This window comes from Nocardioides sp. (assembly GCF_030149505.1).
Taxonomy (GTDB): Bacteria; Actinomycetota; Actinomycetes; order Propionibacteriales; family Nocardioidaceae; genus Nocardioides.
Window position 1 is genome coordinate 15,939 of sequence record NZ_JASBRN010000046.1, and the last position, 18,341, is coordinate 34,279.

The 18,341-nt window shown below is 74.1% G+C and carries 18 protein-coding genes; 6 read left to right on the plus strand and 12 right to left on the minus strand.

Annotated features, from left to right (window positions below; all coding sequences use genetic code 11):
- The first annotated feature begins 24 nt into the window (after window positions 1-24).
- Window positions 25-660 carry a TetR/AcrR family transcriptional regulator gene (locus Q1V71_RS10300; protein WP_300643521.1) on the plus strand — a complete coding sequence of 212 codons (636 nt, stop codon included), beginning with the start codon at window positions 25-27 and terminating at the stop codon, window positions 658-660.
- Here the strand turns inward: Q1V71_RS10300 and Q1V71_RS10305 are convergent.
- From Q1V71_RS10305 to ligD (Q1V71_RS10320), 4 genes are all read right to left on the minus strand, one after another.
- Window positions 635-1,324, minus strand: a complete 690-nt coding sequence (locus tag Q1V71_RS10305; RefSeq protein WP_300643523.1) for a response regulator transcription factor — start codon at window positions 1,322-1,324, stop codon at window positions 635-637. The two genes, Q1V71_RS10300 and Q1V71_RS10305, sit on opposite strands and share 26 nt — an antisense overlap.
- Before the next feature lie 126 nt (window positions 1,325-1,450).
- Window positions 1,451-1,939 carry a hypothetical protein gene (locus tag Q1V71_RS10310; RefSeq protein WP_300643525.1) on the minus strand — a complete coding sequence of 163 codons (489 nt, stop codon included), beginning with the start codon at window positions 1,937-1,939 and terminating at the stop codon, window positions 1,451-1,453.
- Between the two features lie 137 nt (window positions 1,940-2,076).
- Window positions 2,077-2,982 (minus strand): non-homologous end-joining DNA ligase, encoded by a 906-nt coding sequence (ligD, locus tag Q1V71_RS10315; protein ID WP_300643526.1) that lies wholly within the window; start codon window positions 2,980-2,982, stop codon window positions 2,077-2,079.
- Window positions 2,979-3,914, minus strand: coding sequence for a non-homologous end-joining DNA ligase (gene ligD / locus Q1V71_RS10320; protein WP_300643528.1), 936 nt, complete (start codon window positions 3,912-3,914; stop codon window positions 2,979-2,981). The genes ligD (Q1V71_RS10315) and ligD (Q1V71_RS10320) overlap by 4 nt, the downstream gene beginning before the upstream one ends.
- Before the next feature lie 67 nt (window positions 3,915-3,981).
- Here ligD (Q1V71_RS10320) and Q1V71_RS10325 point away from each other — a divergent pair, with 67 nt between their 5' ends.
- The gene (locus Q1V71_RS10325) at window positions 3,982-4,941 is read left to right on the plus strand and encodes a Ku protein (protein WP_300643530.1); all 960 of its coding nucleotides are present in this window, start codon (window positions 3,982-3,984) and stop codon (window positions 4,939-4,941) included.
- Window positions 4,942-4,951: 10 nt separating this feature from the next.
- On the opposite strand, the gene Q1V71_RS10330 is transcribed toward Q1V71_RS10325, so the two are convergent.
- Window positions 4,952-5,821, minus strand: coding sequence for an SDR family NAD(P)-dependent oxidoreductase (locus Q1V71_RS10330; RefSeq protein WP_300643532.1), 870 nt, complete (start codon window positions 5,819-5,821; stop codon window positions 4,952-4,954).
- 210 nt (window positions 5,822-6,031) lie between these two features.
- On the opposite strand from Q1V71_RS10330, the gene Q1V71_RS10335 reads away from it, so the two are divergent.
- Genes Q1V71_RS10335 through Q1V71_RS10350 form a run of 4 tightly spaced genes read left to right on the plus strand, consistent with a single transcriptional unit; the run spans window position 6,032 to window position 9,154 of the window.
- Complete coding sequence (locus Q1V71_RS10335; protein WP_300643534.1) at window positions 6,032-6,451, plus strand: lycopene cyclase domain-containing protein; 420 nt, start codon at window positions 6,032-6,034, stop codon at window positions 6,449-6,451.
- The gene (locus Q1V71_RS10340; RefSeq protein WP_300643536.1) at window positions 6,451-6,825 is read left to right on the plus strand and encodes a lycopene cyclase domain-containing protein; all 375 of its coding nucleotides are present in this window, start codon (window positions 6,451-6,453) and stop codon (window positions 6,823-6,825) included. The genes Q1V71_RS10335 and Q1V71_RS10340 overlap by 1 nt, the downstream gene beginning before the upstream one ends.
- Window positions 6,822-7,553, plus strand: coding sequence for a class I SAM-dependent methyltransferase (locus Q1V71_RS10345; protein WP_300643538.1), 732 nt, complete (start codon window positions 6,822-6,824; stop codon window positions 7,551-7,553). The genes Q1V71_RS10340 and Q1V71_RS10345 overlap by 4 nt, the downstream gene beginning before the upstream one ends.
- Window positions 7,550-9,154, plus strand: coding sequence for an FAD-dependent oxidoreductase (locus tag Q1V71_RS10350; RefSeq protein ID WP_300643539.1), 1,605 nt, complete (start codon window positions 7,550-7,552; stop codon window positions 9,152-9,154). Before Q1V71_RS10345 ends, Q1V71_RS10350 begins: the two co-directional genes overlap by 4 nt.
- Before the next feature lie 9 nt (window positions 9,155-9,163).
- On the opposite strand, the gene Q1V71_RS10355 is transcribed toward Q1V71_RS10350, so the two are convergent.
- From Q1V71_RS10355 to Q1V71_RS10385, 7 genes are all read right to left on the minus strand, one after another.
- Complete coding sequence (locus Q1V71_RS10355) at window positions 9,164-11,092, minus strand: DUF5914 domain-containing protein (protein ID WP_300643541.1); 1,929 nt, start codon at window positions 11,090-11,092, stop codon at window positions 9,164-9,166.
- A 1-nt stretch (window position 11,093) separates the two neighbouring features.
- On the minus strand, window positions 11,094-12,623 hold the full coding sequence (locus Q1V71_RS10360) for an NAD(P)/FAD-dependent oxidoreductase (protein ID WP_300643543.1): 1,530 nt from the start codon (window positions 12,621-12,623) through the stop codon (window positions 11,094-11,096).
- Window positions 12,620-13,816, minus strand: coding sequence for a polyprenyl synthetase family protein (locus Q1V71_RS10365; protein ID WP_300643545.1), 1,197 nt, complete (start codon window positions 13,814-13,816; stop codon window positions 12,620-12,622). Before Q1V71_RS10365 ends, Q1V71_RS10360 begins: the two co-directional genes overlap by 4 nt.
- Window positions 13,813-14,469 carry an isopentenyl-diphosphate Delta-isomerase gene (gene idi / locus Q1V71_RS10370; protein WP_300643547.1) on the minus strand — a complete coding sequence of 219 codons (657 nt, stop codon included), beginning with the start codon at window positions 14,467-14,469 and terminating at the stop codon, window positions 13,813-13,815. The genes Q1V71_RS10365 and idi overlap by 4 nt, the downstream gene beginning before the upstream one ends.
- Before the next feature lie 114 nt (window positions 14,470-14,583).
- The gene (locus Q1V71_RS10375; RefSeq protein WP_300643549.1) at window positions 14,584-15,657 is read right to left on the minus strand and encodes an ABC transporter permease; all 1,074 of its coding nucleotides are present in this window, start codon (window positions 15,655-15,657) and stop codon (window positions 14,584-14,586) included.
- Window positions 15,654-16,553 carry an ABC transporter ATP-binding protein gene (locus tag Q1V71_RS10380; RefSeq protein WP_300643551.1) on the minus strand — a complete coding sequence of 300 codons (900 nt, stop codon included), beginning with the start codon at window positions 16,551-16,553 and terminating at the stop codon, window positions 15,654-15,656. Before Q1V71_RS10380 ends, Q1V71_RS10375 begins: the two co-directional genes overlap by 4 nt.
- A 32-nt stretch (window positions 16,554-16,585) precedes the next feature.
- The gene (locus Q1V71_RS10385; protein ID WP_300643553.1) at window positions 16,586-17,977 is read right to left on the minus strand and encodes an amidase; all 1,392 of its coding nucleotides are present in this window, start codon (window positions 17,975-17,977) and stop codon (window positions 16,586-16,588) included.
- Window positions 17,978-18,341 lie beyond the last annotated feature (364 nt).

The following is an 18,341-nucleotide window of genomic DNA, read 5'->3' on the forward strand; positions in this document are numbered from 1 at the left end:
CTCCACTCTGGCTAGGGTGCCCGCATGCGTACGCCGCTGCAGACCCGCTCGGAGTCCTCGGCCGACCGGATGCTCGCCGCGACCTTGGCGCTGCTCGACGAGGGCGGGCCGGCCGCGGTGACCGTGGCGGCGGTCGCCCGGGCCGCGGGCACCAGCAACGGCTCCCTCTACCACCGCTTCGGCGACCGGCAGGGGCTGCTGCTCGCCGCGCAGTCCCGGGTGCTGGGCACGATCGAGGCCGAGACGGCGCAGGCCTTCGCCCTGGCCGACACCGAGCCCGACGACGAGCGGGCCGTGGCCCTGCTGGCCGCGGCGGCGGTGGACCTCTTCGTGCGCCACCGCGGCGGGATGCGCGCCTTCCTCGTCGAGGTCGACTCCCCCGAGCTCGAGGCCGCCAGCACGGCCTTCACGCACCGGCTCGCTGCGACGGTGACGCAGTGGCTGCGCGGGCGCTTCGGGTGCCCGGTCCCCGACGCGGAGGCCGCGTGGCGGCTGCTCTTCGCGCTCGGCACGAGCCGGGCGCTGTTCGACGACGAGGCGGTCTCACCCGTGCCGCTCGCTCCCGAGGCCCTCGCGGGCTCGCTGGCGAAGGCGGTGCTGGCGGTGGTGCGACCCGGCAGCGCCGGAGGCCCGCTCAGGCCGGGACCGACTCCAGCCTGAACCCGACGCCGCGCACGGCGACGACCTTCTCGCCGACGCCGGCGCCCTCGAGCTTCTGCCGCAGCCGCCCGATGGTCACGTCGAGGGTCTTGGTCGAGCCGTACCAGTTCTCGTCCCACACGTCGGCCATCAGCCGGCCGCGGGAGACGACCTTGTCCCGGTTGGCGACCAGGATGCTCAGGACGTCGAACTCCTTGCCGGTGAGTGCCACCTCGGTCTGCCCGGCGTAGACCCGGCGGGCCGCGACGTCGACGTGCAGGCCGTCGGGGTCGCCGTGGGTCTCGTCGCGCCCGGGCACGTTGAGCCGGCGCAGCAGGGCGCGCACCCGCGCCTGCAGCTCGGCCAGGCCGAACGGCTTGGAGAGGTAGTCGTCGGCGCCGGTGTCGAGCCCGACCACCCGGTCGAGCTCCCCGGCGCGCGAGGTCACGATCATGATCCCGCCGGTGAAGCCGGCCTCACGAGCGCGCTTGCAGACCTCGAGCCCGTCGATGTCGGGCAGCCCGAGGTCGAGGATGACCAGCTCGGTGGGGGTGGCGGCCACGTCGTCGAGCGCGCGCTGGCCGGTGTCGACCCAGGCGACGTCGTACCCCTCGCGCTCGAGGGTGCGCACGAGGGGGAACGCGATGTCCTCCTCGTCCTCGACGACGAGCACCCGCTGAGCCATGGCCCGAACAATAGGACACCGGCCGGACGGGGACAGGGGATCTCGCAGGTCACCTGACGACTGGCCGCCCGGGCGGGCCCTTGGTCCCGAGCGGTCGGGCCGGCACGACGCGGCCGCGACCAGCGCTCAGGAGGCGGTCTCCCAGGTGTAGGACAGCTCGGCCCGGGAGGCCAGCGGCGGCGCCTCGTCGGGTAGGGAGACGGTGAAGGTGAAGGTCACCCGACTGCCCCCGGCGATCCAGCCCTGGTCGGCAGCCACGTCGCTCATGGCACCCATCGGGCCGGCGTACAACCGCACGCCCTCGCGCTCGACGACCAGCTGCAGGGCGTCCTCGACCACACCGCTGCTCGGGACCACGGTGTCGCCGTGCTCGGTCATCGACAGCCGGGTGGGCTCCGAGCCGGGGTTGCTGATCGAGATGCTGCGCTCGGCGGACTCCCCCGGCGCGAGGTCGGTGACGACCAGCGTCGCCTCGGTGCCCTCCGAGACCAGCCGCACCCCCTCGTCGGTGCCGCCGGCGTTGCTCAGCGGGATGCCGGAGAGCCACAGGACACCGCCCAGCAGCGCGGCGCCCGCGGTCGGGACGACCAGGAGTCTCACGTGGTGCGGCCTCATGTCTCCACGCTAGGGAGTCGGCTGCCCGGGGCGTGCACGTCGCCTGCACGCCCGTTCCACGGTCTGGTAACAGCCGAACCGGCGCGTCCTTCCGGAAGGATGCGCCGGCTCGAGCACCCCGGTCAGCCGCGGACCGGTCAGGCGAAGAGGTCCCCCAGGTCCGCGACCCGCTCCAGGACCTCCTCCATCCGCAGCTGTTCGAGGCCGTCGTCAGCCTCGGCGCCGGCCTCGACCTCGGCCCAGGAGACGGGGGCGGCGACCATGGGCTTCTCGCGCCCGCGCAGGGAGTACGGCGCGATCGTGGTCTTGGACGAGGCGTTCTGCGACCAGTCGAGGAACACCTTGCCGCTGCGCCGCGCCTTCGTCATGGTGGCGGTCACCAGCCGCGGGTGCTCGCCCTGCAGCTCCTCGGCGACCTCCTTGGCCATGGCGGTCGACTCCTCGCCGGCCAGCCGCGTGGGCAGCGTGGCGTAGAGGTGCAGGCCCTTGCTGCCGCTGAGCACCGGCCTCGCGGGCAGGTCCCGCTCGGCGAGCTTGTCGCGGACCAGCAGCGCGACCTGGCAGCACTCGTGCAGGGCCGCGGGCTCGCCGGGGTCGAGGTCGATGACGAGGCGGTCGGCGTTGCGGGGCCGGCCGTTGCGCCCCACCCGCCACTGGTGGACGTGCAGCTCGAGGGCGGCGAGGTTGACCAGCCACGTGAGCGTCGCGAGGTCGTCGACCACCGGGAAGACCAGCCGGTCGCCGTGCCTCGAGGAGCCGCGCGATCCGGTCGTGGGGACGGAGACCGTGCGCACCCACGACGGCGTGCCCTGCGGGACGTTCTTCTCGAAGAAGCTCTCCCCCTCGACCCCGTGCGGCCACCGGATCCGGGTCACGGCCCGGTCGGCGAGGTGCGGCAGCAGCGTCGGCGCGACCTGCGCGTAGTAGTGCAGCACCTCGCCCTTGGTCGTGCCGGTACGCGGGAAGAGCACCTTGTCGAGGTTGCTCACCGTGAGCGTGCGGCCCTCGACGTCGACCTGGATCCGTTCACCGGCGGCGCTCACGACTGCTCCGCCAGCGCGCTCGGGTCCAGGTCGGGACGCAGCCCCTGGTACGACGGCTGGCGCAGCCGCGCGTAGCCGACCCCGTGCGTGTCGACGTCGACCACCAGCACCGGCTCGACCCAGGTGGTGCCCGTCGCGTCGGCCCGCGGCACCTCGTCGGCGAACGGGCTCGACCCGCGCGTCAGGTCCGCCACGGCCTCGGCCAGCTGGCGCGAGACCTTCCCGCCGATGCCGCTGCCGACCCGGCCGCGGTAGAGCAGGCCGTCGGAGGTCGGCTCGCCCACGAGCAGGCTGGCGAGCCGGTCGGTCGTCCCCTCCTGGGGGCGCCAGCCGCCCACGACGTACGACCTGCGGTGGCGGTGGGCCAGCTTGCGCCAGTGCGGGCTGCGGGAGTCCGGCACGTAGCGGCTGTCCAGGCGCTTGCTGACCACGCCCTCCAGCCCCTGGGCGCGGGTCGCCTCCAGCAGCATCGCCCCGTCGTCGTACGCCGTCGGCACCTGCCACCCGCCCAGCTCCAGCGCGGCCAGCCGCGAGCGGCGCTCGGCGAGCGGGAGGCCCGTGAGGTCCTCGCCGTCGAGGCGGAGCAGGTCGAAGACCATGTAGGTCGCCGGGAGGGACTCGGCAAGCCGGGCTGCCGTGCGGGCGCTGCGCACGTGCATCCGGTCCTGGAGCACCCGGAAGTCGGGGAGCCCGCGGTCGTTGAGGGCGATGACCTCGCCGTCGACCAGCAGGTCGCGCGGGCGGTCACGGTCGTCCGCGACGTCCGGCCACGCGGTGGTGACCTCGTTGCCGTTGCGGCTCCAGAGCCTCGTGCGCCCGTCGAGGACCTCGGCCAGGACCCGTACGCCGTCCCACTTCACCTCGTGCGACCACTCCGACCCGACCGGCACGTGGTCGGTCTTGGTGGCGAGCATCGGACGCGGGGCGGACACCCTCGCCATCCTGCCCCAACCGGTCGAGCGATGACTTCCACCGCTCGGACGGGTCAGACTGTGCACCATGCGTGCGATCTGGAAGGGCTCGGTGTCGTTCGGGCTGGTGAGCGTCCCCGTGAAGCTCTATGCCGCGACCGAGTCCCACGACGTCTCCTTCCGGCAGGTGCACGTCAAGGACGGCGGGCGGATCAAGTACCAGCGGGTCTGCTCCCTCGACGGCGAGGAGGTGCCCTACTCCGACATCGCCAAGGGCTACGAGACCGAGGACGGCGAGATGGTCGTCCTCACCGACGACGACCTCGCCGACCTGCCGCTGACCTCCTCCCGCGAGATCGCGGTCGAGAAGTTCGTGCCCACCGAGCAGATCGACCCGATGCTGTTCGAGAAGAGCTACTACCTCGAGCCGGAGAAGAGCGGCGCCAAGCCCTACGCCCTGCTGCGCCAGGCGCTGCAGGAGGCCGACCGGATGGCGGTCGTGACCGTGGCGCTGCGCCAGAGGACGACCGTGGCGGTGCTGCGGGTGCGCGAGACCGAGGCCGGGGACGTCATCGTGCTGCAGACGATGATGTGGCCCGACGAGGTGCGGGTGCCGGACTTCTCCGTCGAGGTCGGCGAGGTCAAGGACGCCGAGGTCAAGATGGCCAGGATGCTCGTCGAGACCCTCGCCGGCGACTTCGATGCCTCCGAGTTCGAGGACGACTACGCCGGCGCCGTCGAGGCGCTGGTCAAGGCCAAGATCGAGGGCGGCGAGGTCGAGCGCACGCCCACGTCCACCAAGACCTCCGGCGAGGTCGTCGACCTGCTGGCCGCGCTGCAGCGCTCGGTCGACGCGGCCAAGAAGGGCCGCGGGGAGTCCGCGGACGAGCCGGCCGCCACCAAGAAGTCCGCCAAGAAGGCATCCGCGAAGAAGTCGTCGACCACGAAGACCGCCGCGAAGAAGACAGCGGCCAAGAAGGCGCCCGCGAAGAAGTCGACGGCCAAGAAGACCGTCGCCAAGAAGACGGCGGCCAAGAAGGCGTCGTAGCCCCCGGCGGTCAGCGCCGCGAGTCGGGGATGCGCTGGTGCAGCTGGTGCATCACGGCGTCGAGCAGCCCGGGCGCGACGAGGTTCATCGCCTCGCCGACGTAGCCGACGGGGTGCCCCCACGCGGGCGGCAGGTCCTCCATGATCCGCAGCACCTGCTGGCCGGCCTGCTCCGCGGTCATGGCGCGCTGGTTCTCGTACTCCTTGGTGGGCGCGATCATCGGCGTCTTCACCAGCCCGAAGCGCATGTTGGTGACGTGCACGCCGTCCGAGCGCGCCTCGCGGGCCAGGATCCGGCCCCAGGTGTCGATCGCGGACTTCGAGGCCAGGTAGGCGGAGAACTTGGGCGCCTTGATCTGCACGCCCCACGACACGACGTTGACCACGTGCCCGAAGCCCTGCTCCCGCATGGCGGGCAGCAGCCCCATCGTGAGCCGCACGGGCCCGAAGTAGTTGATCGCCATCGTCCGCTCCACGTCGTGGAAGCGGTCGGCGCTCTCGGACAGGGAGCGACGGATGGAGCGGCCGGCGTTGTTGACCAGGTGGTCGACCGCACCGTGCTCGGCCAGCACCTGGACCACCAGCGCGTCGACGGCCTCGCCGTCGGTCAGGTCGCAGGAGTACGTCGAGGCACGTGCGCCCAGGGCCCGCACCTGCTCCGCGACCCGCTCCAGCTCCTCGGCCCGGCGGGCGACGAGCAGCACCGTCGCACCGGCCCGCGCGGCGGCGTACGCCGTGTGCTCGCCGATGCCCGAGGAGGCCCCCGTGACCAGGACCGTGCGGCCGGCGACGGGCGACGGCGCGCCGCGCAGGCGGCGCAGCAGGCGGGCCGGGGTGGCGGTGACGGTGGCGGGGAGGGCGGAGGGGAGCAGGTCGAGCACGGGGGAATCCTCGCACCCGGTCGGGAGGGCGGCCCCGGGCGACCACGGGCGACCACGGGCCAGCGCGGGCGGGTGCTCGGCCGGGCCCACACAGCCTCACGGCGCGACCGCCAGCCCACTCCGGGTGAGGTAGGGGTGTTGTCCGCTCGGGGACGCTTGTCCGCAGAGTGTCGACGTGGGTCCCGGTGGGCCGGTGGATGAGGAGTGGGGATGGAACGCGGGGAGTACCTCGTCGTCATGGGGCTGTGTCTGCTGATCACGCTGCCCCTCGAGCTGCTGCTCGGGGCACGCGTGTGGCGGCGGCCGCGTCGGCTGCTGGTGGCGATGGCACCGCTCGTGGTGGCCTACAGCATCTGGGACATCGCGATGATCGCCGCGGGTTCCTGGTCCTACTCCGACGAGAAGCTGACCGGCATCCTGCTGCCCTTCGAGATGCCGCTGGAGGAGCTGGTCTTCTTCGTCGTGGTGCCGATCTGCGGCCTGCTGACGCTGGAGGCCGTGGGCAACGTGCTCACCGCGCTCGGCCGGCTGCGTGCGGGCGAGCCGGTCGGCCGGGTCCTGCGGGACCTGCCGCACGGCGGCGGCCCGCGCCCCGCGCCGGCAGGCAGCACCGGGGCGGAGGTGGCCTGATGGGGATCTACACCCTGACCGCGCTGGTCTCGGTCGTGGTCGTGCTCGCGATCGAGCTGCTGTGGCTGCGCACCGGCATCCTGCGCACCTGGCGCTACTGGCTTGCGATGGCCATCGTCATGGGCTTCCAGGTCCCCGTCGACGGCTGGCTCACCAAGCTGTCGGACCCGCTGGTGCTCTACAACGAGGCCGACATGACCGGCATCCGCGCCCCCTGGGACATCCCGGTGGAGGACTTCGCGTTCGGGTTCGGCATGGTGACCCTCGCGATGGTGCTGTGGGTGCACGCCGGGCGGCGCGAGGAGCGACGCGCGGGGGCCGGTTCGGGCCCCGCCACGGGCACGGCAGGACCACGACAGGAGCAGCGCGCATGACCGAGCTCGCCGGGGGCACCGTCCCCTCCGCCTTCGACCGGGTGGCGCGCAGCTACGACCTCATGGTCGCGCTCAGCCCGGGCTACCACGCCCAGCTGCGGTCCTCCGCGCGTGCGCTCGTGGAGGCGCTGCCCGACACGCCGGGCCGCCGCCCCCGGGTGGTGGACCTCGGCTGCGGGTCCGGCGCCTCGACGGCGGCCCTCGTGCGTGCGCTGGACGACGCAGGCGTGGATGCCGAGGTCGTCGGGATCGACGGGTCGGCCGGGATGCTCGACCAGGCCCGCGGCAAGGCCGCGCTGGCCCGGGTCGACTTCCGCCAGGCCGACGCCGAGCGGCTGACCGGGGCCGAGCTCGGCCCCGTGGACGGCGTGCTGGCGGCGTACCTCGTGCGCAACGTGAGCTCCCGCGACCGCCTGCTCGGCGAGGTGCTGGACGTGCTGATCGACGGCGGCGCGCTGGTGGTGCACGACTACAGCGTCCGCGAGAGCCGGGTCGCCACCTGGGCCTGGCACCTGACCTGCTGGCTGGTCGTGATCCCGCTGGGGTTCGTGACCGCGCCCGGCAGCCCGATCTACCGCTACCTGTGGCGCAGCGTCCTGGACTTCGACGGCGTCAAGGGCCTCGCCGGACGGCTGCGTGCGGTCGGGTTCACCGGCGTCGAGCACCGCTCCGCGTCGGGCTGGCAGCGCGGCCAGGTGCACACCTGGCGCGCCCGGAGGCCTCGATGAGCTCTTTCCTCCCCGCCCTCACCACGCCGTACGCCGCCGGCGGCCGCCTCCCGCGCGGCGCCTGGCGCCCGGGCCGCGACCGGCGCGCCGAGCACCAGCCCGCTCCCCCGGCCGGCCTGCGCGAGGACGGCGGGCGGCACCGGGTGGCCGTCGTCGGGGGCGGCATCGCCGGGCTCGCGGCCGCGACGGCGCTGGCCGAGCGCGGCGTGCGGGTCGAGCTGCTGGAGTCCACCCCGCGGCTCGGCGGACGGGTGGCGTCGTGGCCGGTCCAGGTCGACGGCTCGACGGTGGCGATGAGTCGCGGCTTCCACGCGTTCTTCCGGCAGTACTACAACCTGCGCTCGCTGCTGCGCCGTGCCGACCCGTCGTTGACCGCCCTGCGGGCCGTCGAGGACTACCCGCTGCTCGCGGCCGAGGGCATGCGCGACTCCTTCACCCACATCCCGCGCACGCCGCCGTGGAGCGTCATGGGCTTCGTGCTGCGCTCGCCCTCCTTCACCGCGCGCGACCTGGCCCGCGTGGACGTGGCGGAGGCGCTCGGCCTGCTCGACGTCGCCTTCCCCGACACCTTCTCCGCCCTCGACGGGCGCAGCGCCGCCGACGTGCTGGACCGGCTGCGCTTCCCCGACCGGGCGCGACACCTCGCGCTCGAGGTCTTCGCGCGCAGCTTCTTCGCCGACCCCCGGGACTTCTCCGGCGGCGAGCTGGTCGCGATGTTCCACACCTACTTCCTCGGCTCGGCCGAGGGCCTGCTCTTCGACGTCGCCGCCGACGACTTCGACACCGCGCTCTGGTCGCCGCTGGCCGCGCACCTGCAGCGGCTGGGCGCCTCCGTGGCGCTCGACTCCCCCGTGCGCGGGCTCGAGGAGCGCGGGGAGTCCGTCGTGGTCGTCACCGACGAACGCGTGCTCGAGGTCGACGCCGTCGTCGTGGCGACCGACCGCCGGCCGCTGCAGCGGCTCGTCGACGGCGCACCCTGGCTCGGCGCCTCCGACCCGGCCTGGCGCGAGCGCCTCGCCGGACTGGGCCACGCCCCACCGTTCGGCGTGTGGCGGTTGTGGCTGGACCGTCCCGCCCCGCGCGACGCCGCGCCCTTCCTCGGCACCAGCGGCTTCGGTCCCCTCGACAACATCTCCTTCCTGGAGATGCTCGAGGACGGCGCCCGCGACTGGGCCGTGCGCCACGGCGGGTCCGTCGTCGAGCTGCACGCCTACTCCCTCACCCGCGACCTCGCCGTCGACGAGGCCGCGCTGCGCGAGGTGCTCTGGCGCGAGCTGCTGCGGGTGCACCCCGAGCTCGACGGCGCCCGGGTGCTCGGCGAGGAGCTGCTCGTGCGCGAGGACTGCCCCCTGGTCGGCACCGACCCCTGGGCCACCCGCCCCGGGGTGTGTACGCCGGACCCGCGGATCGTCCTGGCCGGTGACGGCATCCGGTGCGAGCTGCCCGTCGCGCTCATGGAGCGCGCCGCCACCACCGGGTTCCAGGCCGCGGACACGTTGCTCGCCCGCTGGGACGTCGCCGGCCACGGCACCTGGAGCCCGCCCCTGCGCGGTCGGGTCCCCGGGGCCGGCGCCCTGCGTCGTACCCTCACGCGCGGCTGAGCCCTCGCGTCAGATGCCGTAGGACTCCCCGCGGGCGCGGAGCAGCCAGGAACGCTCGGCGTAGACCATGTCGTCGACCCAGAGGCGCCGGGCGGTGTGACGCATGGCCGGCTGCAACAGGGAGGAGACGGCGCGGGCGGCCTTGAAGCCGGGACGGTCGGAGTGCGCGATGGTGGCCTCGACCATCATCGTGCGCGGCTTGCCGTCGGGGCCGGGGCCGATCGGCGTCGCGTGGGTCTCCACCACGCTGCCGGCACCCTCGCCCTCGGTGATGGTCATGACGATCGTGCGGGCGTCGGGGCAGGCGAACTCCGCACGCACCGGCACGCCCCAGCGCCGGCTCAGCCGGAACGTCACGTCGACGGTCAGGACCTCGTCGTCGCTGGCGGCGTCGTCGACCTCGAGGTGGCTGAAGGCGTAGGGGTGGAACCACGAGCCGTGCCAGGGGTCGAGCCGGTTGGCGATGATGTCCCGGGGCTCGCAGGTGCCGGGCAGCTCCACGACCGCCGCCACGGAGCGGGCCAGCGGCGGGCGCGCGGTGATCCGCGGCAGGTCGGAGGGCGTCTCGCCGGGGGTGGGCACGCGGACCCAGAGCAGCACGCCGTCGTCGTGGGCGGCGTACGCCGGCCAGCCGGGCTGCCCCTCGGGGGCCAGCGCGAGGCCGTGCCAGCGGCAGTGCAGCCTGTCGCCGAACACCTCGCAGTCGGTGAGCAACGCGCCCAGGTGCGGGCACGAGCCCGGACCCGCGGCGACCCCGGTGCTGGTGCGCCACAGCACGACCTCGCGGCCGGCGACGGAGCGGGTGATGCTGGTGCTGCCGAGCGCGGTGGAGGGCCCGACGGTGTACCACCCACCGGGGTCGCGGGCCAGGGCCACGTCGAGGGCGGCCCGGATGCGGGCGGGCTTCGCGTGCTGCCACGACGGCTCGAGCTGGTCGCGGCGCGGCATCGGCTTCAGCGCGATGGGGATGCGCGGCGAGGTCTCGTGGCTCGCTCCGCTCGCACCTCGACCGGCAGGGGCGGGGGCGCTCCCGGGCGAAGCGCGCAGCGCACCGGCGGCGGTGACGCCGAGGGCCGCGCCGGCGAGGGCCGCCTTGCGCCAGGTCGGGACGACGACCCGCTCGCCGAAGACGTCGTAGCCGGCGTCCTCGATCCGGTCCAGGATGCCGGCGTACAGGCGGCGGGCGGTGCCGACGCAACGGCGCGAGGCGTCCGGGAGCAGGGCCAGGCCGCGGTCGGCCTCGGCGTACAGCTCGCGGTTGCGCTCGACCTCGAACGCCATGAGCGCGCGCCACGCGGCGTCGGCCCGGCGTCGGGCGGGGTCGGCGCCGAAGCGCTCGAGGTCCTCCTGGGGGATGTAGACCCGGCCGCGGTCGAGGTCATCGGCGACGTCGCGCAGGAAGTTGGTCAGCTGGAAGGCGTTGCCGAGCGCGCGCGCAGGCTCCTTGGCCGAGGCCGAGCTCGGCTCGAGGACGGGCAGCATCATCTCGCCGATGACCGCGGCCGAGCCCTCCATGTAGCCGAGCAGGTCCTCCCAGGTGTCGTACGTCGTGGTGGTGAGGTCCCGGGCCATCGCCCCGAAGAACCGCTCGAAGCACTCCGGGTCGATCCGGGTCTCCCGGACGGTGTGGCCGACGGCGGCCAGCACCGGGTCGGGGCTGGTGCCCTCCTCCACGGCCCGCAGGAACGCGGCCTGGAAGTCGGCCAGGGCCTGCTCGGTCGCGGCGACCTTCCCCGGGTCGGTGGCACCCGGGGCGTCGACGATGTCGTCGGCGAGGCGGCACAGCGCGTAGACCGCGTGCACGTGCCGACGGCGCTCCTTGGGCAGGATCGCCGCACCCCAGTAGTAGGTCGTGCCGTGCCGCCGCGTGAGCTCCGCGCACCGGCGGTAGCCCTCGACGAGGTCCGGTTCCACCGGGGACGTCGCGACCGCTGACACCTCAGGCCACCTCGGTACGCCGCGCCGGCCGCGGCTTCCAGGCGGGCGCAGCCGGCAGGTAGTCGGTGACCCGCTGGGCGGCCAGCTTGCCGGAGACCAGCACCATCGGGACGCCGACACCGGGGGTGGTGCCGGAGCCCGCGAAGAAGAAGCCGGGCACGCGCTTCTCGACGTTGGACGGGCGGAACGGACCGGTCTGGGCGAAGGTGTGGGCCAGCGCGAACGGCGTGCCGCGCTCCATGCCCTGGGCCTCCCAGTCGACGGGGTCCACCAGCTCCTCGGCGACGATGTCGGTCGGGTAGCCCTCGCGCTCCAGGAAGCGCTCCAGCTCCTCGCGGGTGCGGCCCCGCTGGGTCTTCCAGTCCACGACGCCGTCGAGGTTGGGCGCGGGCTCGAGGACGTAGAGGACGTGCGACCCGTCGGGGGCCAGCGAGGGGTCGCTCATCGTCGGGACCGTCACCAGGCGCGAGGGGTCCGGCATCATCCGGCCCTGCTTGATCAGGGCGTCGAAGGAGGAGTCCCAGGCGTCGGCGAAGTGGATGTTGTGGTGCCGGGTCCCCTCGGGGAGCCCGCCGCGGACGCCGACGTGCCACACGACGGCCGAGGGCGAGTACTTGCCCTTCTTCACGACCCGCGGCGGCGCGAGGTCGGGGAGCAGGCGGCGGTAGGCCACCGGCAGGTCGAGGGTGCACACGACGGCGTCGGCGGCCAGCCGCTCACCGCCCTCGGAGTCACCCTCGATGACGATGCCGGCGACGGCACCGTCGGCGCGGCGCAGCACCTCGGTGACCCGCTGGCCCAGGCGCAGCTCGACACCGGCGTCGGTGGCGGCCTTGGCCAGCGCGTGCGGGACCGCCGACATGCCGCCGTCGGGGAACCAGACGCCCTCGATGCAGTCCATGTAGGTGATGACCGCGTAGAGGGCCAGCGCCGAGGACGGCGGCAGCCCGGCGTACATCGCCTGGAAGGTGAAGAGCCGGCGCAGCCGGTCGTCGGCGAAGCGGCGCCGGACGTTGGGCCCGAGCCGCCCGAACCCGCCGAGGCCCAGCAGCTTCGCGGCGGCGGCCGGCGAGGAGACGAGGTCGAGCGGGGAGTCGAAGTTGGCGTCGATGAAGTGCGGCATCTCGACGTCGTAGAGCTTCTTCAGCCACGCGCTGAAGTCGTCGAAGGCGGCCGCGTCGGCGGGCCCGCAGACGGTGCGGATCTCCTCGCGCATCGCCTCGTGGCCGTGGCGGACCAGGATCTCGGAGCCGTCGGCGAACTTGGCGCGGTACGCCGGGTCGAGCATCCGCATGGGGAGCAGGGCGTCGAGGTCGCCACCGGCGGCGGAGACCACGTCGTCGAGCAGCCCGCGCATGGTGAGCACGGTCGGACCGGTGTCGAAGGTGTAGCCGTCACGGTCGACCCGACCGGCGCGCCCGCCCGGGGCGTCCTCGGCCTCGACCAGGACGACCTCGTGGCCCGAGCGGCTCAGGTGGCAGGCCGTCGCGAGACCGGCGAGCCCGGCCCCGATCACGACCACGCGGCTCATCGGGTCCTCCAGCACACGGTGTCGGCGACCTGGCGCAGACCCGCGACCCCGGCGGGGTGCAGCGCGGGCTCCTCGAGTGCTGCGAGGGCACTCGCGTGGCTGCGGCGTACCTGCTCCTCGGCCCGCTGGCGGACCCCGGTGCTCTCCATGATCTGTGCTGCCTCCTCGACGTCGCCGTCCTCGTGCTGCTGGTTCCTGATGCGGGCGACCACGTCCGCGGCGCGGCCGGTCGCCTCCTGCTCCGCCCACGCGAGCAGCACGGTGGCCTTGCCCGCGCGCAGGTCGTCGTGGGCGGGTTTGCCGGTGAGCTCGGGGTCGCCCCAGACGCCGAGCAGGTCGTCGCGCAGGGCGAAGGCCTCGCCGAGGTGCGCGCCGTACTCCCCCAGGGCGCCCAGCACCTCGGACCCGGCGCCGGCCGCGACCGCGCCCAGCTCGAGCGGGCGCTGGATGGTGTAGCCGCCGGACTTGGCGCGGGCCACGGCCCAGGCGCGGTCCTCGGCGTTCGCGCCGCCACCGGCGGCCGCCTCGGACAGGTCGAGGACCTGTCCGCGCACGAGCTCGACGCTGGTGCGCCACCACAGGTGCCGCACCGGCTGGGAGAGCTCGGCGACGATCGCGTCGGCCTCCATGTGGGCCAGGTCGCCGACGAGCACGGCCACGGACTCGCCGTAGCGCAGCGCGTCGTCGCGACCGCCGGCCGCGCGGTGGCAGTCGCTGGCGACCACGTGCGTGGCGGGACGGCCGCGGCGGGTGGTCGAGCCGTCCATCACGTCGTCCTGGGCGAGGCCGAAGGCGTGCAGCAGCTCCAGCGCCGCGCCGATGCGCACGGGCACCGTCGGGTCGGCGCCGGACTCCGCGCCGCCGGCGGCGAGCCAGCCCCAGTGGCACATGAGCGGCCGGAAGCGCTTGCCCGCGCCGAGCACGAGCTCGGCGAGGATGCCGGGCAGGCCCTGCTCGCCGAGCACCGGGTCGGCGTCGCCGGCCAGCGGCTCGGGGCCGGGCCCGCGGCGCCACTCCCCCGCCAGGCGGTCCAGGCGCAGCCGGAGCAGCTCCTCGACGGCAGCGAGGGCCTCGGCCCCGGTCTGCTCGGCGTGCGCGGTGGTGGGTGCGGGCGGCTCCTCACCCGTGGCCGCACCGGCCCGCGCCGAGCGCGGGCGACGCGCCGTCGGCGGGGCCAGCATCTCCGCGGTCACCGGGCGGCTCCCAGGCTGCGGGTCGCCAGCGAGCGCAGGTCGTCGCCGGCGAGCGCGCCCAGCTGGGCGACCTGCAGGACCATCCAGGGACTCAGCAGGAACGGGGAGGCCCCCGCGGTACGGCGTACGTCGGACCAGTCCAGCCAGGCGTGCTCCGCGACTTCCGAGGGGTCGGGCCGAGGCTCGGTGCCGACCGGGACGACGGTGAGGTGGACCGGGCAGATCTCGTTCTCCACGACACCCGAGGCGTCGACGGCGCGGTAGCGGAAGTCGGGCAGCACCACGTCGAGCTCGCCGACCTCGAGGCCGAGCTCCTCGGCGGTACGCCGCCGCACGGCGGCCGGCATCGGCTCGTCCGGCTGGGGGTGGCCGCAGCAGGAGTTGGTCCAGACCCCCGGCCAGGCGGTCTTGCCGGTGGCGCGGCGGGTGAGCAGCAGCCGGCCGTCGGTGTCGACGACGTACAGCGAGAACGCGAGGTGGAGCGGGGTCTCGCGGGTGTGGACGCGAATGCGAGGGGCGGTGCCGGTCGGGCGACCCTCCTCGTCGAGGAGCACTACGAGGTCGCCCGGGTGTGAGGGTGCGTCCTGCGGGGTATCCCCCTGGGCGTCGACCGGGCGGGCCGACATGGCCGCGCCGTGCGCGAGTGGGCTCATCGTGGGCTCGCTCTCTGTTCGCTACGGCTGCACGTCTGCATCGAACGTAGGCAGACGCATCCGAGGACAGGTCACCCAACAGGGTGCCTGACGGGTCAAACCGTCGCCCGAGGTCTAGACGCTGTCCCAGCGGAAGAGCTTGGCCGAGACCAGCGTGACCACGAGGGCGAACGCGGCGAGGATCCCCAGCACCGGCAGGGCGGCGGCCGGGCCCTCTCCCCGGACCATGACGTCGAGCATCCCCTCGTTGAGGTGCTTGAGCGGCATCAGGTCCGAGATGGTCTGCAACCACCGCGGCGCCCCGTCGAGGGAGAAGAAGGAACCGCTGAGGAACGCCATCGGCAGGACCATGAAGTTGGCGGCGTTGACCGCCGCCTCCGCCGTGGTGGTCAGCGCGCCGGCGAGGAGGCCGAGGGCCATGAAGCACAGCGTCCCGACCAGCACCAGCGGCACGGCCATCCACCAGGAGCCGGTGAGCGACAGCCCGAAGAACGCCATGCCGACCCCGAGGAAGATCGCGGTCTGCACCAGCGCGATGCCGAGGGTGACCACGACGCGCGCGGACACGATGGTGCGCGTGCGCACCGGCGCCAGCTGGAGGCGTCGCATCAGCTTGGTCTGCCGCCACCCCTGCAGGGTGGCGGCCGCGCCGATCGCCGCACTGGTCGCGATCGCCCAGCCCAGCAGGCCGGGGGTCACGAACTGGATCACGGTCAGCGACTCGTCCTCCACCCGCTCCACGTCGAGCGCGAACGGCACCGCCGAGCCGGCCTCCTGCGCGAGCAGGGCCACGTTGGTGCCCTCCACGAGGGCCCGCAGGGTCGCCTGCGTGACGGCGGCCTGCACCTGGTCGGTCTGCGTGTAGTGCGCCACCAGGGTGCCGCCGTCCTGGCGCAGCGCGACGTCGGCGTCACCGCTGCGCACCTGCTCCAGCGCGGTGTCGAGGTCGTCGACCCGGCGTACGTCGAAGGCCGCGTCGAACGCCTCGCGGGCCTCCGGGGACAGGGCCTCGACCAGCGCGAGGTCGCCGACCTGCACCAGCTCGGCGGCCGGCTGCCCGCGGTCGGACAGCACGCCACCGAAGAAGACCAGGAACATCAGCGGGAAGACGACCGCGAAGAACAGCGAGGCCCGGTCGCGGACGAAGCCGCGCACGATCGCCGCGGCGATGGCGGAGAAGGCCCTCATGCGCGGTAGCTCCGTCCGGTGAGCGCGAGGAAGACGTCCTCGAGGGTCCCGGTCTGCACCCGCACCCCGTCGAGGGCGCCGAGCTCCCCGAGCCGGGCCACCACGTCGGCGGGGTGCCGGGTGGTGAGCACCGTGCCGTCGGGCCCCACCTCGACCGACTCGGTGCCGGCGATGCCGCGGGCCCCGGCCTCGTCGAGTTGGCCGGGGGCCACGAGAATCCGCGCGGGAGCGTCGAGGTGGCGCACCAGCTCGGCCGGCGACCCGACCTGCAGCACCCGGCCGGAGTCCATCACCGCGACCCGGTCGCAGAGGACCTCCGCCTCGTCCATGTAGTGGGTGGTGAGCACGACGGTGCGGCCGGCCTCGTTGATGCCCGACAGCAGGTCCCAGAGGTTGCGGCGGGCCTGCGGGTCGAGGGAGGCGGTCGGCTCGTCGAGGAAGACCAGCTCGGGGTCGTGCACCAGCGCGCAGGCGATCGAGAGCCGCTGGGCCTGGCCGCCCGAGAGGTCCTCGACCCGCGCCGAGGCCTTCTCCGCGAGCCCGACCCGCTCGAGCCAGTCGTCGGCGCGCGCCGGGCTGACGTCGTACAGGGCCGCGAAGGTGCGGATCTGCTCGCGGGCGGTGAGCCGCTCGAAGAACGCCGAGGCCTGCAGCTGCACGCCGATCCGCGGGAGCACCGCCGCGTTGCGCGGCCACACCTGCTCGCCCAGCACCTCCACGGTCCCGGAGTCGGGGCGGCGCAGGCCCTCCACGACCTCCAGCAGCGTGGTCTTGCCCGCGCCGTTGGGGCCGAGCACGCCCACGAACTCCCCGTCGGCCACGTCGAGGTCCACACCGTCGACGGCGCGCACCTCTCCGTACACCTTGGTCAGGTCCCTCACCCTGATCGCAGTCACGGGCTCACCCTAGGGGCCCACGCCGGAGTCGGTCAGAGGCGCGGGAAGGACCAGGGGCACGCGGCCTCGAGCTGGGCGGAGAGGCTGAGCAGCGTGGTCTCGTCGTGCTGGCGCCCGACGAGCTGGACACCCAGGGGCAGGCCGTCCTCGGCGAGCCCGGCAGGCACGCTGGCGGCGGGGTTGCCGGCGACGTTCCACAGCGCGCAGTAGGCGATGGCCGGCATCGAGGCGAGCGCCGACCCGACCGTGCCCTTGCCGTCGAGGACACCCACGCGCGGCGGGCGGTGCGCGGTCGTCGGGGTGAGGAGGACGTCGACCTCGTCGAAGACCCGGTTGGCCTGCCGCGAGATCTCCTCGCTCTGCCGCAGCGCCCAGTCGCGCACCTTCGGGGTCACCCACGCGCCGAGCCGGCGGGTCTGCCGGGTCCGCCGCTCCAGCCGCTCGGGGTGCTCGACGGCCGCTGCCTCGTCACGGATGCCGGCGAAGAACTGCGGCACGAAGGCCAGGGTCGGGTCCGGGTACTGCGGCTCCACCCGGCGTACGTCGTGACCGAGCTCGGCCAGGAGCCGGGCGGTGTCCTCGACGGCGCGCACGTGCGCGCGGTCGGGGCGTATGCCGAGGGCGACCGGCTTGGTCGACCAGCCGATCCGCAGCCGGCCCGGGGCGGTGCGTGCCGCCTCGGTGAACGACCCGGTGTCGCCCGCGGTGTAGAGGTCGCCCGCGACGTTGCCACGGATGGCGTCGTAGAAGATCGCGCTGTCCAGGACCGTGCGGGTCAGCGGCCCAGCCGTGCCGAGCGCCCACCACAGGTGTGGGTGCGGGGCCGTCGAGACCCGGCCGCGCTGCGGCTTGAGCCCGAAGAGCCCGCACATGGCACTGGGGATGCGGATCGAGCCGCCACCGTCACCACCGAGCCCGACCGGCACCATGCCGGTCGCCACCGCCACGGCCGTCCCACCCGACGAGCCGCCGGGGGTGCGGGTGCGGTCCCACGGGTTGCGGGTCACCCCGCGCGAGGCGCCCTCGGTGTAGGGGAACGCCCCGAACTCCGGCATCGTCGTCTTGCCCACGACCACGGCCCCGGCCGCACGCAGCCGCCGCACGACCTCTGCGTCCGCTGCCACGGGCGTGCTGTTGCCCTCGCCGCCGAAGGTCGTCACCGTGCCGGCGACGTCGACCTCCTCCTTGATGACGACGGGTACGCCGTGCAGCGGGCCGCACGGCTCGCCCGCCGCCAGGGCGTTGTCGCGGGCCTCGGCCTCGGCCAGCGCCTCGGCGTCCAGCACGACCGACATCGCGTTGAGCCCCGGGTCCAGCGCCGCGATCCGGTCCAACGAGGCCCGCACGACCTCCACCGCGCTCACCTCCCCCGCGCTCGTGCGACGGGCGGTCTCGGCGGCGTCCAGCAGGTGCAGGTCGGTCATGGCGCGACCCTAGTCACCGCCGACCCGGCCCTACCGCCGGTCGAGCAGGCGAGCCGCCAGCGAGCCTTCGTCGAGACCCCGCACACCGACATGTACGGCGGTTGAGGAGGCGCGCCAGCGCCGTCTCGAAACCCCGTACGCCGACGCGCCCAGCTGTACCCCCGTGGTTGCTCCCTGGGTCACCGCCTGTGGGTCGTGGCGCGTTCGCGCCGCAGCAGGTCCTGATTGACGGAGAAGCGTGGTCGCCGTGGATGCCACCTGCGCTTCTTGGTTGAGCTTGCCTCGACGGTCGCCCTGCGCTGGGGTGCTCGCTTCGGTCGGGCTTCGAACGGTCGGCATGGTTGCTGCAGAAAAGTGGACCTGA

Excerpts from the sequence above, each read along its gene's own strand:
- Q1V71_RS10385 (WP_300643553.1), bottom strand. The coding sequence starts at position 17,977 with ATGACCGACCTGCACCTGCTGGACGCCGCCGAGACCGCCCGTCGCACG.
- Q1V71_RS10310 (WP_300643525.1), bottom strand. The coding sequence starts at position 1,939 with ATGAGGCCGCACCACGTGAGACTCCTGGTCGTCCCGACCGCGGGCGCC.
- Q1V71_RS10375 (WP_300643549.1), bottom strand. The coding sequence starts at position 15,657 with ATGAGGGCCTTCTCCGCCATCGCCGCGGCGATCGTGCGCGGCTTCGTC.
- Q1V71_RS10335 (WP_300643534.1), top strand. The coding sequence starts at position 6,032 with ATGGAACGCGGGGAGTACCTCGTCGTCATGGGGCTGTGTCTGCTGATC.
- Q1V71_RS10300 (WP_300643521.1), top strand. The coding sequence starts at position 25 with ATGCGTACGCCGCTGCAGACCCGCTCGGAGTCCTCGGCCGACCGGATG.
- Q1V71_RS10340 (WP_300643536.1), top strand. The coding sequence starts at position 6,451 with ATGGGGATCTACACCCTGACCGCGCTGGTCTCGGTCGTGGTCGTGCTC.
- Q1V71_RS10305 (WP_300643523.1), bottom strand. The coding sequence starts at position 1,324 with ATGGCTCAGCGGGTGCTCGTCGTCGAGGACGAGGAGGACATCGCGTTC.
- Q1V71_RS10360 (WP_300643543.1), bottom strand. The coding sequence starts at position 12,623 with ATGAGCCGCGTGGTCGTGATCGGGGCCGGGCTCGCCGGTCTCGCGACG.
- Q1V71_RS10350 (WP_300643539.1), top strand. The coding sequence starts at position 7,550 with ATGAGCTCTTTCCTCCCCGCCCTCACCACGCCGTACGCCGCCGGCGGC.
- Q1V71_RS10345 (WP_300643538.1), top strand. The coding sequence starts at position 6,822 with ATGACCGAGCTCGCCGGGGGCACCGTCCCCTCCGCCTTCGACCGGGTG.
- Q1V71_RS10325 (WP_300643530.1), top strand. The coding sequence starts at position 3,982 with ATGCGTGCGATCTGGAAGGGCTCGGTGTCGTTCGGGCTGGTGAGCGTC.
- idi (WP_300643547.1), bottom strand. The coding sequence starts at position 14,469 with ATGAGCCCACTCGCGCACGGCGCGGCCATGTCGGCCCGCCCGGTCGAC.